General features: G+C 68.1%; 14 protein-coding genes and 1 pseudogene. 9 read left to right on the forward strand and 6 right to left on the reverse strand.

Features of this window, described 5'->3' with window-relative positions; translation table 11 throughout:
• The first annotated feature begins 2 nt into the window (after positions 1-2).
• From N825_RS23090 to N825_RS23125, 8 genes are all read left to right on the forward strand, one after another.
• A complete protein-coding gene (locus N825_RS23090) occupies positions 3-446 on the forward strand; it encodes a cupin domain-containing protein (RefSeq protein WP_037457471.1) in 444 nt (147 codons plus the stop codon).
• Positions 447-478: 32 nt separating this feature from the next.
• The gene (locus N825_RS23095) at positions 479-2,131 is read left to right on the forward strand and encodes an acetolactate synthase large subunit (RefSeq protein WP_037457473.1); all 1,653 of its coding nucleotides are present in this window, start codon (positions 479-481) and stop codon (positions 2,129-2,131) included.
• A 23-nt stretch (positions 2,132-2,154) separates the two neighbouring features.
• Complete coding sequence (locus N825_RS23100) at positions 2,155-3,540, forward strand: aldehyde dehydrogenase family protein (RefSeq protein WP_037457566.1); 1,386 nt, start codon at positions 2,155-2,157, stop codon at positions 3,538-3,540.
• Between the two features lie 117 nt (positions 3,541-3,657).
• Positions 3,658-4,773, forward strand: coding sequence for an alkene reductase (locus N825_RS23105; RefSeq protein WP_037457475.1), 1,116 nt, complete (start codon positions 3,658-3,660; stop codon positions 4,771-4,773).
• Positions 4,770-6,062 carry a c-type cytochrome gene (locus tag N825_RS23110; protein WP_037457476.1) on the forward strand — a complete coding sequence of 431 codons (1,293 nt, stop codon included), beginning with the start codon at positions 4,770-4,772 and terminating at the stop codon, positions 6,060-6,062. The genes N825_RS23105 and N825_RS23110 overlap by 4 nt, the downstream gene beginning before the upstream one ends.
• Entirely contained in the window at positions 6,059-6,550 is a 492-nt protein-coding gene (locus tag N825_RS23115; protein WP_037457477.1) for a (2Fe-2S)-binding protein, read from the forward strand. Before N825_RS23110 ends, N825_RS23115 begins: the two co-directional genes overlap by 4 nt.
• Positions 6,547-8,805 (forward strand): xanthine dehydrogenase family protein molybdopterin-binding subunit, encoded by a 2,259-nt coding sequence (locus N825_RS23120; protein WP_037457479.1) that lies wholly within the window; start codon positions 6,547-6,549, stop codon positions 8,803-8,805. Before N825_RS23115 ends, N825_RS23120 begins: the two co-directional genes overlap by 4 nt.
• Before the next feature lie 43 nt (positions 8,806-8,848).
• Positions 8,849-10,054, forward strand: coding sequence for an MFS transporter (locus N825_RS23125; RefSeq protein ID WP_051512807.1), 1,206 nt, complete (start codon positions 8,849-8,851; stop codon positions 10,052-10,054).
• A gap of 38 nt (positions 10,055-10,092) precedes the next feature.
• Here the strand turns inward: N825_RS23125 and N825_RS23130 are convergent, their stop codons facing one another.
• Both N825_RS23130 and N825_RS23135 read right to left on the reverse strand, forming a co-directional pair.
• Positions 10,093-12,057 (reverse strand): S9 family peptidase, encoded by a 1,965-nt coding sequence (locus tag N825_RS23130; RefSeq protein ID WP_037457483.1) that lies wholly within the window; start codon positions 12,055-12,057, stop codon positions 10,093-10,095.
• 26 nt (positions 12,058-12,083) lie between these two features.
• Positions 12,084-13,064 carry a S1C family serine protease gene (locus tag N825_RS23135; protein WP_037457485.1) on the reverse strand — a complete coding sequence of 327 codons (981 nt, stop codon included), beginning with the start codon at positions 13,062-13,064 and terminating at the stop codon, positions 12,084-12,086.
• A 279-nt stretch (positions 13,065-13,343) separates the two neighbouring features.
• Between N825_RS23135 and N825_RS23140 the strand changes: the two genes are divergently transcribed.
• On the forward strand, positions 13,344-14,762 hold the full coding sequence (locus N825_RS23140) for an Nramp family divalent metal transporter (protein ID WP_037457487.1): 1,419 nt from the start codon (positions 13,344-13,346) through the stop codon (positions 14,760-14,762).
• A 37-nt stretch (positions 14,763-14,799) separates the two neighbouring features.
• On the opposite strand, the gene N825_RS23145 is transcribed toward N825_RS23140, so the two are convergent.
• The 4 genes and pseudogenes from N825_RS23145 to N825_RS39830 form a co-directional block, all read right to left on the reverse strand.
• A complete protein-coding gene (locus tag N825_RS23145; protein ID WP_037457489.1) occupies positions 14,800-16,044 on the reverse strand; it encodes a c-type cytochrome in 1,245 nt (414 codons plus the stop codon).
• Positions 16,044-16,691 carry a cytochrome c oxidase assembly protein gene (locus N825_RS23150; RefSeq protein ID WP_037457492.1) on the reverse strand — a complete coding sequence of 216 codons (648 nt, stop codon included), beginning with the start codon at positions 16,689-16,691 and terminating at the stop codon, positions 16,044-16,046. The genes N825_RS23145 and N825_RS23150 overlap by 1 nt, the downstream gene beginning before the upstream one ends.
• The gene (locus N825_RS23155; RefSeq protein WP_037457494.1) at positions 16,688-17,065 is read right to left on the reverse strand and encodes a hypothetical protein; all 378 of its coding nucleotides are present in this window, start codon (positions 17,063-17,065) and stop codon (positions 16,688-16,690) included. Before N825_RS23155 ends, N825_RS23150 begins: the two co-directional genes overlap by 4 nt.
• Before the next feature lie 11 nt (positions 17,066-17,076).
• Positions 17,077-17,349, reverse strand: a pseudogene (locus N825_RS39830) (hypothetical protein); the annotation flags it as partial.

The following is a 17,349-nucleotide window of genomic DNA, read 5'->3' on the forward strand; positions in this document are numbered from 1 at the left end:
TCATGGAAAGAACCGTCATCACGGAATGGCCGACCGCTCCCGCCGACTGGTCCCCCCAGCGCCGCGAGGAGTTCGCGGCCAAGGCCGGCAACGGCCAGGTCGGCAGCCGGCTGGTCTCCCAATCCGACCGGGTCCGCGTCTGGTCCCTCGGCCTCAAGCCCGGCGAGCGGATCGCCTTCCATACCCACGTGCTCGACTACTTCTGGACGGCGGTGACCGCCGGACGCGGGCGTTCCCATTTCGCCGACGGCCGCGTCTCGGAGATGGCCTACCAGCCCGGCGACACCCGCCACCACACCTATGCCGCCGGTGAGTTCATGATCCACGATCTCGAGAACATCGGCGACACCGAGATGGTCTTCACGACGGTCGAGTTCCTGGATAGCGCCAACGCTCCGCTCGACCTGCCCGCCGAAATCACCGCCGGCCTGTCCAAGGCGGCTTGACCCTCAGCGATCATTCCAAGGGAGTCCCGGCCATGAACGCCGCAGAGCTGTTGGTCCGCTGTCTCGAAAACGAAGGGGTCGACCGAATATTCGGCATCCCCGGCGAGGAGAACCTCGATGTCGTCGAAGCTCTCCGCCGCTCCTCGATCGAGCTAGTGCTGACCCGGCACGAACAATCCGCCGCCTTCATGGCCGCCACCCACGGACGGCTGACCGGCCGTCCCGGCGTCTGCATCAGCACGCTTGGTCCAGGGGCGCTCAATCTTTCGACCGGGGCGGCCTATGCCCATCTGGGCGCCATGCCGATGATCCTGATCACTGGTCAGAAGCCGATCCTGTCGAGCCGGCAGGCGCGCTTCCAGGTCGTGGATGTCGTCGCCGCCATGAAGCCGCTGACCAAGATGTCACGCCAGATCGTCAGCGGCTCCGTCATCCCGACCCTGGTGCGCGATGCCTTCCGCGTCGCGATGGAGGAACGCCCCGGTCCCGTCCATCTTGAACTGCCGGAGGACATCGCCGGAGAGGAGGTGCCGGAACTGGCGATGGTGCCGCCGCACCCCATCGAACTTCCGGTGGCGCCGGTGGCTGCACTCGACCGCGCGGCGGCCATGATCCTGGCGGCCGAACGCCCGCTGGTCATGATGGGAGCGGTCGCCAGCCGCCCGCGCCTGGCCTCTAGCCTGTCGGACTTCGTCCGCCGCACCCAGATCCCGTTCTTCACGACCCAGACCGGCAAGGGATCGGTCGCCGGCGGCTCCAACCTCTACATGGGCACGGCGGCGCTGTCGGAGCGCGACTATGTCCATGAAGCGATCGACAGGGCCGACCTGATCCTCGCGATAGGTCACGACACGGTCGAGAAACCGCCCTTCATCATGGGAGAGCGGGGACCGAAGGTGATCCATGTCGGCTATACCCCCGCCAATGTCGAGCAGGTGTTCTTCCCGCATGCCGAGGTCGTCGGCGACGTCGGCCCCAGCCTCGCCTTGCTGGCCGACCGGCTCGAAGGCAAGCTCAAGACGGCGTCGGCGCTGGCGCCGCTGCGGCAGCGGATCCTGGACCGCATCCTCGACCGCGCCACCGAAAGCCGCTTCCCGCTGACGCCGCAGCGCATCGTCCACGACGTCCGGCAGGTCATACCCGAGGACGGCATCGTGGCGCTCGACAACGGCATGTACAAGATCTGGTTCGCCCGCAACTATCGGACCCATGTCGCCAATACGCTGCTGCTCGACAACGCGCTGGCGACCATGGGTGCTGGATTGCCCTCGGCGATGATGGCGGCTCTGCTGCACCCCGAGCGGCGCGTGCTGGCGGTGTGCGGCGACGGCGGCTTCATGATGAACTCGCAGGAGATGGAAACCGCCGTTCGGCTCAAGCTGAACCTCGTCGTGCTGATCCTGGAGGACGGGGCCTACGGCATGATCCGCTGGAAGCAGGCGGTGGACGACTTCGCCGACTGGGGCCTGACCTTCGGTAACCCCGATTTCGTGAAATACGCCGACGCCTACGGCGCCACGGGATGGCGGGTCGAGACGGCGGACGGGCTCGCCCCGACACTGGAAAAGGCCTTCGGCGCCGGCGGCGTCCACCTCGTCACCGTTCCGGTGGATTACTCCGAGAACACCCGCGTCCTGGTGGACGAACTGCGCAACCGGGATCAGGCGCCTCCCGCGCAAGGCTGATCCGAACCGGAGGGTTGACCGACATGACCATCGAAGTGCGTGCCCCTTTCGACGGCCGGCTGATCGACACCGTCGAGACCAGTGGCGCCGAAGCTGTCGAAGCGGCGCTCGACACCGCCTACCGTCTGTTCCGGGACCGGAACGCCTGGTTGCAGCCGGCGAAGCGGGTCGAGATCCTGCGTCAGGCGGCACGCCTGATGACCGATCAGGCCGAACATTTGGCGGTCGAAGCGGCGCGCGAGGGTGGCAAGCCGCTCATCGACTCCCGCGCCGAGGTGGCGCGGGCTATCGACGGCGTGCTCAACGCCTCCGAGCTTCTGCGATCGGAAGGCGGCAGCGTCGTGCCGATGGGCGGCACGACGGCCTCGCTGGGCCGGATCGCCTTCACCACACACGAGCCGGTCGGCGTCGTGGTCGCGGTCAGCGCCTTCAACCATCCCCTGAACCTGATCGTCCATCAGGTCGCCCCCGCGATCGCCGCCGGCTGCCCGGTCATCGTCAAGCCGGCGGAGGCGACGCCGCTGTCCTGCCTGCGCTTCGTGGCCATCCTGCGGGAAGCCGGATTGCCCGAGGCGTGGTGTCAGGCGCTGGTAACGGAAAGCAGGGAGGTGACGGGCAAGCTCGTCACCGACCCGCGCGTCGGCTTCCTCAGCTTCATCGGCAGCGCCGCCGTAGGCTGGAGCCTCCGCGCCCGCCTTGCCCCCGGCACCCGATGCGCCTTGGAGCATGGTGGCGCAGCACCCGTCATCGTGGCCCCGGACGCCGATCTCGCGGCGGCCGTGCCGCTGATCGCCAAGGGCGGCTTCTATCATGCCGGCCAAGTCTGCGTCTCGGTGCAGCGGGTCTTCGCACACCGCTCCATCGCGGCCCGATTGGCACGGGAGCTTGGCGACGCTGCCGGGAAACTCCGCGTCGGTGATCCTCTACTGGCGGAGACGGAAGTCGGCCCGCTGATCCGCCCTGGCGAAGTCGCCCGCGTCCATGAATGGGTGGAGGAAGCGATATCAAGGGGCGCCGAGCTGCTGTCCGGAGGCAGTCCGCTGTCGGAGACCTGCTATCCGCCGACCGTGCTGCTGGAGCCGCCGCCCGACTGCCGCCTGTCAACCCGCGAAGTCTTCGGCCCCGTCGTCTGCGTCTACGCCTATGACGATCTGGACGAGGCGATCGGGAGAGCCAACGCGCTGCCCTATGCGTTTCAGGCAGCGGTATTCACACGGGACTTTGCGACTGCCTTCCACGCCTACAGCCATCTCGACGGCTCCGCCGTTATGGTCAACGACCATACGGCGTTCCGCGTCGATTGGATGCCGTTCGCCGGTTTGCGCCAGTCGGGTCTCGGCGTCGGCGGGATTCCCTACACGTTCCGCGACATGACGATCGAAAAGCTCTTCGTCGGCAAGATGGTCTGATCCGACAATACAGGTCCCGCCTCACCGGCGATCTTCTTTTATTTTCAACAGGCTGCGACGGCGACGCCGGCGGTCGGCACTCGAACTCGGCCTGAATCCCGAGCGGCAGGAGAACCCATGACCAGTTTGTCGAACCCATTCCAGCTAGGCGACCTCACGCTTTCCAATCGGGTCGTCATGGCGCCGATGACCCGCTGCCGGGCGGGGGAGGGCGACGTGCCGACTCCGCTGAACGCCACCTACTACGAACAGCGGGCGGGCGCTGGTTTGATCATCACCGAGGCGACCAACGTCTCCCCGATGTCGGTCCCGTTCGAAAAGGCGCCCGGCATCTATTCAGACGAGCAGGTCGCCGGCTGGCGGCCCGTCGTCGATGCCGTCCACGCGGCGGGCGGGCGGATCTTCTGCCAGCTCTGGCACGGCGGCCGGGTAGGCGCGCAGGGACTGCTCGAAGGCCGGCAGCCCGTGTCCCCGTCGGAGGTCAACGACGACCTCGACGCCTTGCAGGTCTGGGCGCTCCTGGCCAACGGCCGTTATGTCCGGATCGCCGCGACGCCGTCGCGTGCCTTGGAAACCACCGAGGTCGAAGAGATCGTCCAACAGTACCGCCAAGCCGCCGCCAATGCCTGGGCCACCGGTTTCGACGGGGTCGAGGTCCATGCCGCGAACGGCTATCTGCCGCACCAGTTCCTGTCACCGACGACCAATCGGCGCACCGACCGTTACGGCGGCGCCCCGGAAAACCGCGCGCGTTTCCTACAAGAAATCATCGAGAACATCGGCGAGGTGATGCCGATCAACCGTGTCGGCGTCCGCCTCTCCCCGACCGCCGGCTACAACAGCCCGCGCGATCCCGAGCCGGCGAAAACCTATGGTTGGGTCGCGGCGATGCTGCAACGGCAGGGCGTCGCCTTCATCGAGATCGCCGACACCAACGCCTGGGCCGGCAAGCCCGACCGGGACGAACTGCTGCGCATGATCCGCCCGCACTTCACCGGACCCCTGATCCTGAACGGCGGCCTGACCCCAGACAAGGCAGCCGAACTGGTCTCGGAAGGGTCCATCGACCTCGCGTCGTTCGCGCGGCGGTTCATCGCCAATCCCGATCTGCCGGCCCGGATCGAGGCCGGCGGACCGTTCAACGAACCGCGCCATGTCGGCTGGTATGGCGGCGATGCCGAAGGCTACACCGACTACGAACCCCTGGCGCATTCCAGGGCGCGGGACCGATGAAGCGCCGGACGGTCCTGACGGCGCTGTCCACGGCGGCGGCGGCCGGCGTCGTTGGCGCGCTGGTCTTCCTGGCGATAGCCTGGCGGGCGGAAATCCCCGCCGTGGCGCAGCCGAAACTGGCCGACTTCGATCCGTCCACCGTCCGCCAGGGTGCGGCGCTGGTCGCGATCGGCGACTGCGTCGTCTGCCACACGGCGGAGAAGGGGCCGGCGTTTGCCGGTGGCCGGGCCTTGGAAACGCCGTTTGGGACGCTCTACGCGACCAACATCACGCCCGACGAGCGGACCGGCATCGGCAACTGGTCGGCTGCCGCCTTCAGGCGGGCGATGCGGGATGGTGTCTCGCGAGATGGCGAGCACCTGTATCCAGCATTGCCATACGAGCACTTCACGCGCGTCACCGACGCCGATCTCGACGCGATCTATGCCTTCCTGATGACGCGCGCCCCGGTGCCCCAGGAAACGCCGGAAAACAAACTCATCCCGCCGCTCGGTTTCCGGCCGCTGCTGGCCGGCTGGAAGCTGCTGTTCCTGCACGAGGATCCCGTGCTGCCGATCGCCGGCCAGAGCGACCAGTGGAACCGGGGCCGCTATCTGGTCGAGGGTTTCGGCCATTGTGGCGGCTGCCACACGCCGCGAAACATCGCCGGCGGCGAGGAACGCGGAAAGCCGTTCGCCGGCGGTCTGGCCGAAGGCTGGGACGCCCCGCCGCTGAACGCCGCCAACCGGACCGGCCATCCCTGGACGGTCGATGCGGTCTACCGCTATCTCCGCACCGGAATGGATGCGGAGCACGGCATCGCCAATGGTCCAATGGGACCAGTAGCGCACGGACTTTCCGGCGCTCCGGAAGACGACGTCCGCTCGATCGCCGTCTACGTCGCCTCCCTGCTGGAGCGCGGCGGGTCGAAAGCGGACAACCCTCCGCCGGTCGACCGTGAATCCCAAGCCACGCGCGAGCACCCGGAGGGAGCCGCCCTATTCGCAGGCGCCTGCGCCACGTGCCACGGGCCGGGAGCGCCCATGATGGCGCAGGGCCGCCCGTCGCTGTCCTTCGTCAGCGCCCTGCAAGCCGACCATCCGCGCAACGCCGTTCAGGCCGTCGTGAACGGACTGCCGTCGGCCCAGGCCGGGCGGACGGCGCTGATGCCGCCGTTCGGAGACAGCCTGACCCGGGCCCAGATCGGGCAGGTAGTCGCCTATCTGCGGTCCCGCTATAGCGGGCGGCAACCCTGGACGGACCTGGAAGACGCGGTCGACGAGGCCCTGAATGCGGAGGAGCAGCCATGACAATCACCCTGAACGTCAACGGCGCCGAGCGGCGCATCGATGCCGAACCCGCGACGCCGCTGCTTTACGCGCTACGCGATGACTTGGGCCTCAACGGCGCCAAATACGGCTGCGGTCTGGGACAGTGCGGCGCCTGTACGGTCCAGCTCGACGGCAAGGCGGTCTTCTCCTGCCTTCTGCCGGTGGCGGCTCTCGAGGGGCGGCGGATCACGACCGTGGAAGGTTTGAGGACCCTCGACAAGCCGGGCGTGTTGCAGCAGGCCTTCGAGACCGAGCAGGCCGCGCAGTGCGGCTACTGCATCGCCGGCATGATCATGCGGGCGCAGGCGCTACTCGACCGTAACCCGTCGCCGACCGAGACCGAAATCCGTGCCCATATGCAGCCCAACCTGTGCCGCTGCGGCACGCATATGCGGATACTGCGCGCGGTCCGCCGGGCCGCCGACATGATGAGCGGCAAACTCGCCAGCCTAGAGGGCGGACAATGACCGCCAATACCGCCACGCGGCTTTCGCGCCGCAGCTTCCTGTCGGGAAGCGCGCTGGTCGTCGCCTTCTCACTCTCGTCCCGCGCGTTCGGCCAACTGGCCGGGGGCGGGGAGGGCGGTGCGGGCCCGGCGGTCGTAGCACCGACTCTGCCCGGCAGCCTGAAGTCATCCCCGATTCTTGACGCGTGGATACGCATCGACGCCGACGGCGAGGTCACGGTGTTCACCGGCAAGGTCGAACTGGGGCAGGGCATCCGGACCGCCCTGATCCAGGTCGCCGCCGAGGAACTCGACGTGCCGCCCTCCGTCGTCCACCTCGTCACCGCCGATACCGCCCGGACACCCGACGAGGGCCTGACAGCGGGCAGCCATTCGATGCAGGACAGCGGCTCGGCGATCCGCAACGCGGCGGCGAATGTCCGCATGCTGCTGGTGCGGGAGGCCGCCAGGACCTTAGACGTCGAACCCGCCGGCATTGATACCGACGGCAAGGGAAATCTGACGGCACCGGACGGATGGACGCTCGGCTACGGCCCGGCGGCCGCCGCCCTGTCGCTCCATGTCGAGGCCGTCGCCAACGCCCCGCTGCGCGATCCAGCCCGGTACCGCACGATGGGCACCAGCCTGCGGCGGGTGGACATTCCGGGCAAGCTCACCGGCGCTCCGGCCTATCTACAGGACATGCGCCTTCCCGGAATGCTGCACGCCCGCGTGCTGAGGGGGCCAAGCTTCGGCACGCGCTTCCAGTCCTCGGACATCGCGGCGATCTCCTCCCTTCCGGGTGTCGTGAAGGTGGTCAGGCAGGGTGACTTCCTCGCGGTCGTGGCGGAGCGCGAGTGGACGGCGATCACGGCGCTCCGGAAGTTCCAGGACGCCCCGTTCGTCCGGACGGCGCCTCCGCTGCCCTCGGGCGATGTCGCCGCGACCTTGAAGGCGCTGCCGTCCCGCGACATCGCGATTCTGGACACCGCCAACGCGACCGCTCCCGCGACCTTGACGGTCAGGGCCAGCTATTCGCGACCTTGGCTGAACCATGGATCGATCGGCCCGTCCTGCGCCCTGGCACGTTTCGAGGACGGCGTGATGACGGTGTGGACCCACAGCCAGGGGACGTTCGACGTCCGCCGCGTCGTGGCCGAACTCGTTGGCTTGCCGGCTGAAAAGGTCCACGCCATCCATGTCGAAGGGTCCGGCTGCTACGGCCAGAACGGCGCCGACGACGTGGCCGCCGACGCGGCGCTGATAGCCTTGGACATGCCCGGCCGACCCATCCGGCTGCAATGGATGCGCGAGCAGGAATTCGGTTGGGAGCCGCTCGGGCCGGGCATGCTGACCGAACTGGAAGCCTCGCTCGACGCCGAAAACCGTATCGTCTCGTGGAAACACGAGGTCTGGAGCAACCCGCACAACAATCGTCCGGTCGGGGCGGGCGGGGTGATCGCGGGGGGAGAAATAGCCACTCCGTTCCCGGTACCCGAGGGCAAGCCGATTCCAATGCCGGAGGGTGACGGCAGCCGCAACTCCAACCCGCTGTACGATCTGCCGAACATGCGGGTGACCTATCATTTCCTGAAGGACATGCCGCTCCGCGTCTCGGCGCTCCGCTCGCTCGGCGCCCATCTCAACGTCTTCTCGATCGAATGCATGTTCGACGAGCTGGCGCGGGCCGGTGGCGTCGATCCCCTCGACCTCCGGCTGGCCCACATGAGGGACGAACGGGCCAAGGCCGTCATGACCACGATGGCCGACCGCTTCGGCTGGGCGGGACGCCCGCGTGGCGATGGCATCCGGGGCAGCGGCATGGGGTTCGCCCGCTACAAGAATCTTGGCGCCTACTGCGCCGTGGCGATGGAGGTCGAGATCGACCGGGAGACCGGCCGCGTGGCCGTATTGCGGGCGGTCGCCGCCGTCGATAGCGGGCAGGCGGTCAGTCCCGATGGCATCCGGAACCAGATCGAAGGCGCCATCATCCAATCGCTGAGCTGGACCAGCCGCGAGGAGATGACGTTCAGCCCCGACCGCAGGACCAGCTTCGACTGGAGCGCCTATCCGATCCTGCGGTTCGAGGACATGCCCGGCGCCATCGAGGTCCATGTGCTGGACCAGCCGGGTCTGCCCTTCCTCGGCACGGCCGAGGCGGCGCAGGGGCCGACAGCGGCCGCCTTCGCCAACGCCATCGCGGACGCGGCCGGCATCCGCCTGCGCGACATGCCGCTCAGCCCCGAACGAATCAAGGCGGCGCTCGGGGCGATCTGACCCGGCCGAGCCTCCCTGATATCGACATGACAAGGACCCAATGATGACCACCGACACGACGGACGATGCCTCGCCCGAAAAGGCTTTCGCCCTGGGGCGGGGACTGACCTTCATGATGGCCGCGGCGGCGGGCATCGCCGTCGCCAATATCTACTACAACCAGCCGATGCTGGGGATCATCGAACGGGATTTCGCCGGATCGGATGCGACCGGTCTGATCCCGACCGCCACGCAGCTCGGCTACGCCGTCAGCCTGTTCCTGTTCCTGCCGCTCGGCGACCTGATGGACTGGCGGCGCCTGATCGTCGTCCAGTTCGCCATCCTGGCGTTCTCCCTGGTCCTGGCCGCCATCGCCCCAACGGCGGCGCTGCTGGTCGCGGCTTCCCTGCTGGTCGGAGCCAGCGCCACCGTGGCACAGCAGATCGTCCCCCTGGCCGCTTCCCTAGCGGTCCCGGAAAAGCGGGGCGCCACGATTGGCACCGTGATGGGCGGCGTCCTGACCGGCATCCTGCTCAGCCGGACGGTTGGCGGGTTCGTCGGTTCGCATTTCGGATGGCGGGAGATGTTCTGGATCGCGGCGCCGGTGGCGCTCGGGGCCTCGGCCGTCATGGCGGCGGTGTTGCCGCGCAACCATCCGCATTCCACGATCCGCTACGGCGCGGCGCTGATGTCCCTGGTCGAGATCTGGCGGAACGAACCGGCGCTGCGCCGATCGACGATCCTGCAAGCGGCCCTGTTCGCCTCGTTTTCCGCCTTCTGGACCATCCTGGCGCTGCGGCTGGAGGAGCCGATCTTCAATCTTGGGGCCGATGTCGCCGGCCTGTTCGGCATCGTCGGCGCGATCGGCATCCTGGCGGCCCCGCTGGCCGGAAAACTCGCGGACCGACGCGGGCCGGATCTGGTCATTTGCCTGGGAGCGCTGCTCACGCTCGGCTCGTGGATCCTGCTTGGACTGTGGGCCACGATCCCGGGGCTGGTCGTGGGCGTCATCGTGCTCGATTTCGGGGTGCAGAGCGCCCTGGTCTCGAACCAGCACGTGATATATTCGCTTCGGCCCGAAGCCCGCAGCCGTCTCAACACCATCTTCATGAGCGGCATGTTCATCGGCGGCGCCATTGGATCGGCCGGCGCCACGATGGTCTGGAACGCCTTCGGCTGGAATGGGGTCAGCCTCTTCGGGGCGTTACTCGCCGTCTGCGGGATCGCGATGTGGCGCGCGACGCGGCGGACCGGCGTGGCGCATCGCTAGAGGACCGAAGAATCCCCCAGGGCAGTCGGTCCCTCCCGTCAGCCAGTCCAATTGTCGATTTCCACCGGCTCGATCGGGTCGGCCGGTTCGAAGCCGAAGATCCGGCCGTAGAACCACAGCTCGGCCTCCAGCGTCCGCTTGATCGTGGTTCCCTGGCGGAACCCGTGTCCCTCGCCTTCGAAGGTGAGCAGCGCCACCGGCAGGCCCTTGGCGCGCAGGGCGTCGGCCATCATCTCGGCTTGGTTGGGCGGCACCACCTTGTCTTCCATCCCCTGGAACAGGATGACCGGACAGGCGATCTGGTCCAGGTGATGGATCGGCGAGCGCGCCTCGATGATGGCGGCGGATGTCTCCAGCGGTCCGATCAGCCGGTCGAGATAGCGCGATTCGAACTTGTGGGTGTCGTGGTACAGGGCCTCCAGGTCGGAGATGCCGTAATGGCTGCCGCCGGCGCGGAACCGGTCGGTGAAGGTCAGCGCGCATAGCGTGGTGTAACCGCCGGCGCTGCCGCCGGTGATCGCGATCCGGTCCGGATCGGCCAAGCCCTGGTCGATCAGGTGATTGGCCGCCGCCTCGCAATCCTCGACATCGGCGATGCCCCAGACGCCGTCGAGCGCTCGGCGATAGGCGGTCCCATAGCCGCTCGACCCGGCATAGTTCACGTCGACCACGGCGAAGCCGCGGCTGGTCCAGTACTGGATCGGCAGGCTCAACTGGGACGACGCCGACGCGGTCGGGCCGCCATGGCTCTTGACCAGCAAGGGGGGCAGGGTGCCGGCTGGCGCCCGATGATCCGGGTTGGTCGGAGGATAGAGGAACGCGTGGGCGGTCCTGCCGCCGGCGCTGGGAAACTCGATCGCCCGCGCCACCGAGACGATGCCATCCGGCAGGTCGACCGGCGCGGAGCGGCGCGCCACCCGAACCTCCGACCCCATCAGCAGCACGACCGACACCGACTCCCGGGCGCCCCCGGCGAGCAGGGCCAAGCCGCCGCCGGGAATCGACTTGACCGTCCCGATCTGGTCATAGGGGATTTCCAGGTCCGACGGTGCCGCATCGCCGCCGATGCCGCCCAGCAGCGACCAGAAACCCTTGCTGGTATATGCCGCGACGATCCTGTTGGTGCCCGGCGCCCCATCCTCGGTGAAGTCATAGGTCGCCTGCCCGAAATTCCAGTAGGGGCGGGCGAACTCCGCCGTCATGGGCAGCAGCGGGACACTGGCGCCCGCACCATCCCAGCGAAAGAGGTTCCACCAGCCGCTCCGGTCGGAAACGTAATGCAGCGCTCCCGACGGCGACCAGGACGGCTGCACGATCGACACGCCGTCCCCGCCGTCCACCTCGACCGCCTTTCCCAACAGGCCGGAATCGAGCACCCCAGCCACCATCAGCCTCGTGGCGTCCCACGGCATGTCGGGGTGGCTCCATTCGATCCAGGCGAGCCGGTTTCCGTCGGGGGAGAGGCGGGGAGCGCCATAGAAATCGGCGCCACTCGCGATGACGACGGGGTCGCGCGGCTCGGACGGCGCCGCCGTGACCGAGACCAGCGCGTTGAGCGGTTCGCCCGCCTCCCGATGGTGTTCGCCAACCGCGATCAGCCTGCCCCGGCGGGCGTCGAGCACGAGATCGGCGTAGCGCCATCCGCCGGTTTCGACAGTCACGGGAACCGGCTCGGCGCCGGCGTCGATCCGCCAGATCCGCTGGTCGGTGAAGTTGACGAACCAGACCGTGCCGCCCGCCGCCACATAGCTGGACCCGCCATATTCGTGGACCCGGCTGCGGGACGCGAACGGCGGCGGCACGACATCGCGGAGGACTCCGTCGGGCGATCGCCTGACGATGACGCTGCGGCCCCGCTCCGACGGCCGGCTCTCGATCCACAGGATGTCGCCGCCGTCCACCGCCAGTTCTGACAGCCCCACCGCCTCCCCGACGATCAGGTCCGTGGTGATCGGCGATTTCCAGGCTCCATAGGGCCGGGTTTCAGGGGATGTGACGGGCATCCGAAATCCATTCATTCTCTAATGGGTCAGTTCGGCCGGCTGTGCTTCAGGAACCGGCTCCGGTCGGCGGAGCCGACCTTGAGGTCGAACACGTCGCCCTCGCGCTCGACGGTCAGCGGCACGTCCACGCCGGCGGCGCCGAGTGCCCACAGGGCTCGGTAGAACGACGCCAGCGAGGCGACCGGCTTGGTCGCCACCGCGCGCACGATGTCGCCGGCGCGAAGTTCCGCCCGCTTGGCCGGGCCATCGCCGGCCAGTCCCGCCACCACGATCCGGTCGCGCTCGTCCTCGGTGGCGTAGAGGCCGAGCCAGGGGCGGGGAGGGGTGTCGACCCGGCCCAGCCTCAGCATGTCGTCCAGGATCGGCTTCAGCAAGTCCACCGGCACGCTCATGTTGAGCGGGATGACGCGCTCGTGCTGATCGCGGGATTGCAGCTGGAGCGAGCCGATGCCCAGCAACTCACCTTGCGGCCCGATCAGCGCGGTGCCGCCCCAATTGGGATGCGCCGGGGCCGTGAAGATGGCGTCGTCGAGCAGGTATTCCCAATATCCCGCGAACTCCTGCCGCGCGACCACCTGGGCCGCCAGCGCGTGGACGCGCCCACCCGCACCCGCCACCACGACCCGCTCGCCGGGCGCCGCGTGCCGCGAGTTTCCCAGCGGCAGGGCCGGCACTCCCGGCGGGGTAAGCGCCTGCACCAGACCGAAGCCGCTGTCGTAGTCATAGGCCAGGGGATGGCCGTGGATGGTGGCGCCCTCGCTGGTCGTCAGCCTGACATCATCCGCCTCGGCGATCAGGTAACCGATCGTCAGCACCAAGCCGTCCTCCCGGATCACGACGCCTTGCCCCTCGCGCGATGTACCCAGCGTCTGGGCCGTGAAGGCGTCCTCCGGGACCGTGGCGCTCAACGCCACGACGGAGGACAGGGCGCGATCCAGGTCGTAAGCCGTGGCCGACGGATCGGGCTGGAACTCGGGCGGGATCCGCCAATCATCTGACGACCGCATCGGGAAACCTCCTCTGGCAGGACCGACGCCTCATGGGGCGGTTCGCTGGTTAAGTGGCTGACGGCGGGCTTTGTTGCGCGGGAGCCGTTCGTCGGCGGTAAGCGAAACGGGGACATTCTGGTTTGATATTGCCCGACAACAACGCCGCGCGACATCAAATAAGCTTTCCACGTCCCGAACGGAACCACCTCCCCAGGTTTCGGATCGTTTCCGCCCCTGAGGCGTTCCCCTTCCCATGGCCGGCAATCAACGAGCCATGGAATGGGAGGATTATCGCCAATGACAGCCGACACCATCGCGCCCGACGCCCATGGCGCGGCCCACGACGACCCTTATCACCTGACCCCCGAGGGCATCATGGAGCCCCCGGTCGGTTGGAAGCACAGCCTCAAGCATCTCGGCCCGGGGCTCATCCTCAGCGCCTCGATCGTCGGCTCGGGCGAACTGATCGCCACCACCACCCTGGGAGCCCAGGCTGGCTTCGCCCTGCTCTGGCTGGTCATCTTCAGCACGCTGGTCAAGGTCGCGGTCCAGGTGGAGCTGGCGCGCTGGACGATCTCGACCGGCCAGCCGGCCCTGACCGGCTACAACAAGGTGCCACCGAAGATCGGGCCGGTCGGCTGGATCAACCTGCTCTGGGTGCTGATGGCGCTCTCCAAGATCCTGCAGATCGGCGGCATCGTCGGCGGCACCGCCGCCGCGTTCAGCATCCTGATGCCGATCGGCGGCGATCCGTTCGGCGCGATGTCCATGACGATCTGGACGGTCATCGTCGCCGGGACCAGCATCGCGCTGCTCTATTCCAGCAGTTACGGCATGATCGAGCGGGGCGCCGTCTTCCTGGTGGTGATCTTCAGCATCGCCACCGTCGTGATCGCGCTGGGCCTGCCGTTCACGCCCTATGGCTACAGCGCCGCCGATGTCATGAGCGGCTTGGCGTTCGCCATACCGGCCGGGACCATCGGCGCCGCCATCGCGATGTTCGGGATCACCGGCGTCGGGGCCGACGAACTGACCTTCTACACCTACTGGTGCGTCGAGAAAGGCTATGCCCGCCATGTCGGCCCGGCCGACGGCAGCGAGGAATGGGTGCGCCGCGCCAATGGCTGGATCAGCGTCATGTACAAGGACGCCTTCGTCTCCTGGATGATCTACACCTTCGGCACGCTGGCGTTCTTCATCATGGGAGCCTCGGTGCTCCAGCCACAGGGCTTGGTGCCCAAGGGCAACGACATGATCGTCACGCTGTCGCGCATGTACACCGACACGCTCGGCGAGTGGGTCGCGATCATCTTCCTGATCGGCGCCATCGCCGTTCTCGGCTCGACCCTATGGGCGGCGGTGCCCAGCTGGTCGCGCATGTACGCCAACTTCCTCTCGGTGATCGGGGTAATCGACTGGCGGAACACCAAGTCGCGTCTCCGGACGATACGCGTCTTCACGGTGTTGTTGCCGATCGTCTGGGCCGTGGCGTTCCTGTTCATCCAGTCCCCCGTGCTGATGGTGCAGGCCGGCGGCATCATGACCGGCGTCTTCCTGCTGGGGGTCGTGGTGGCGGTCTGGTATCTGCGCCAGACGGAGACCGATCCGCGCATCCATGGCGGCGGGCTGTTCAATGTGGCGCTGGTGATCAGCAGCGTCGCCATCGTCCTGCTCGGCGTCTACTCCGCCCTCAACGTGTTCGGCTTCTTCAAGTAGGGAATGCCCGGGTAGGGAAGGGGAACGGCCGCCGGGATCACCTCCCCGGTGGCCGTTCCGCGTACCAAGCGGCGACGGCGTCGATCTGCTCATCCGTCAGATGGATCGCGATCTTGGCCATCAGGTGCGAGAACAGCGTGCCGCCTCGCTCCTCCTCCTTCCACAGATGCAGGTGCGTCTTGGCGTACCACTCGGGCTGCCCGCCCAGATACGGATAATGGCCGTTCCTCGCCCGCCCCTCGGCACCATGGCAGCTGTCGCAGGCGGGGATCTTGCGCGCCGGGATGCCCTCCTCGGCGATCTGGCGGCCCAGGTCGAGCAAGGCGGCGCGCTCCATCGGCGGGCCCCCGGCCGCGGCCGTGGCGATGATGGAGGTCTCCGCGCGCGCCCCGCCGGGCAGGATCTGCGCCGGGATGCCGTCCTCCGGCATCCTCCCTGGGGCTGCGGCGGGCGCCTCCGAAACCGTGCCGGAGCCCACGGCCGCCGGCTGGGCGGCGTACCACTTCGCCAGAGCCGCCAGCGTCGCGTCGTCGTTCCGGGCGGCGGCGGGCCGCATCACGCCGGACTGGCGGGCCCCTGTCGCATAGGCTTGCAGCGTCGCCAGCAGATAGGTCTCCGGCTGGCCCGCGATGATCGGGAACGCGCCGGCCGCGTCGCCCGAGCCGCGGCCCAGACCGTCGCGGCCATGACAGCGCGAGCAGTCCGACAGCGCGCTTTCGAAACCACCGCCCTGTTCCGCGGCGGTTTTCGACATTTCCGGTCCGAAGGCCAGATCCGCGTATTGTTCCGGCGTCATGTCGGGCAGGGCCTTGAGGAAGGCGACCTGCGCCCAGACCTCGTCGTCGCGATTATCCGCCACCCAGGACGGCATGCCGGAATATTTGATACCGTGCTTGACGATCCAGAATAGCTCCCGGTCCTCCCACTCGCCGACCTGCTCCTCCAGCCGCGGCGGCGGCGGCATCATCTGGAGCACCACCGGCGACTGCGGGACGCCCGGCGCTCCATGACAAGACGCGCAGCCTGTCGCGTAATGGCCCGCGGTGCGCTGGACCAGGGACGGGTCGGCTAGGTCGATATCCTCGGGAACCGAGATCAGCATCGACTGGCGATCGACCGAGTTCTCCATCGTCCAATGCAGGAACCAGCCGACCGGGCCGAAATGCCCGGTGGACGCGGCGATCGAGACCAGGCCGGACAAGCTGACCAGCAGCGCCAGCACGACCGCTCCAAGACCGGCCAGGACCAGCTTCCGCCACGTCAGGATGAAATCGATCCGCATCAGCCGGCCTCTCCGATAGGTGCGCGTTCCCGCAGGATGGAGGACAGCAGCGCCAAGCCCCCCACCAGATAGGCCGATCCGCCGATGATCAGCATGAGCGCGCCGCCAAGCTGCTGGTCGGCCAGCGGCGTCAGGGCGGCGGTGGATGAACAGACGTCGGCGCAGGCGTAGAGCGGCCGGGGCGACAGCAGCAGCAGGGCGCCCAGCAGCACCATGTGCATGGAGGTGAGCAGCAGGCCGCAGACCCCGGCGGCGCGCGCACCCAGCGCGCTGGTCCAGACCAGGACGCCCGCCGCGAGGAACGATCCCTGCTCCAGGACCAAGAACAGGGGCTCGACCCGGGCCGCGTCGTGCAGGGCCGGGGCATGCCACGTCCAGATCGCGGCGAATTCTACGACCGACGCCACGATCGCCAGCCCAGGGGGCAGGGCCGCGACGAAAGCCGGGGCCGCCCGGACGATGCCGGCCGCGAGGAGCGGCGCCACGACCGCGACGACGCCCATGTGCATCACCATATGGGCCGAGAACGAGGCGCGCGCCATCTGGGGCAGGGGCCCCAGCCACAGCAGGGCCAGCAGGGCCGAACCGGCGGCCAGCGGCCAGAGCGGCGCCAGCCGTCCGGCGTCGGAATGGGTGATGTCCGTCATCGGCAATCCAGGATGGTCAGCGCCGGCATGGCGACGAACAGCACGCCGATGAAGGAGAGGGCCGCGAGCAGCACGGTGGAGAACTCCAGGAACCGCTCGCGGTCGAGATCGGTATCCTCGTTGTGGCGATAGCCGCCGCCGTGCTGGCGCCATTCGCGGATCGACCGCCATAGAACCAGGGTTATGATGGCGAGGGCGGCCACGGTGATCCCCGCCACCATCAGCCGCGTGCCGCCGATCGGCTCGAAGATGTCGACGTTCGGCGCGCATTCGATGGCGGCGACGACATAGCAGAGCAGGAAGTGGAACGCCCAGACCGTGGGCGCCACGATCAGCGTCCAGAGGGTGTCCTCGGTTCGCTTGGTCAATAGCATGGGACGCCTCCTCAGAACACGAGCGGGGACAGGGCGATGGTCGCGACGGTGACCAGGCCGGTCGCCATCATGAAATGCCAGTACAGCGCGACATTCTCGATATCGATGTCGAACACCGGGGTCAGCCGGCCGGCGAAGGACCGCGCCAGGCAGTAGGCCAGCATCAGCGCGCCGACGGCGGCGTGGACGGCGGTCCAGATCACCAGAACCCAGACGGTCGCCGGATAGACATGGCTGACCGGATCGAGGCCGGCGTCGAACGGAGCCCAAACCAGCGCCGCCCC

The sequence above is a fragment of the Skermanella stibiiresistens SB22 genome (genome assembly GCF_000576635.1).
Classification (GTDB): Bacteria; Pseudomonadota; Alphaproteobacteria; order Azospirillales; family Azospirillaceae; genus Skermanella; species Skermanella stibiiresistens.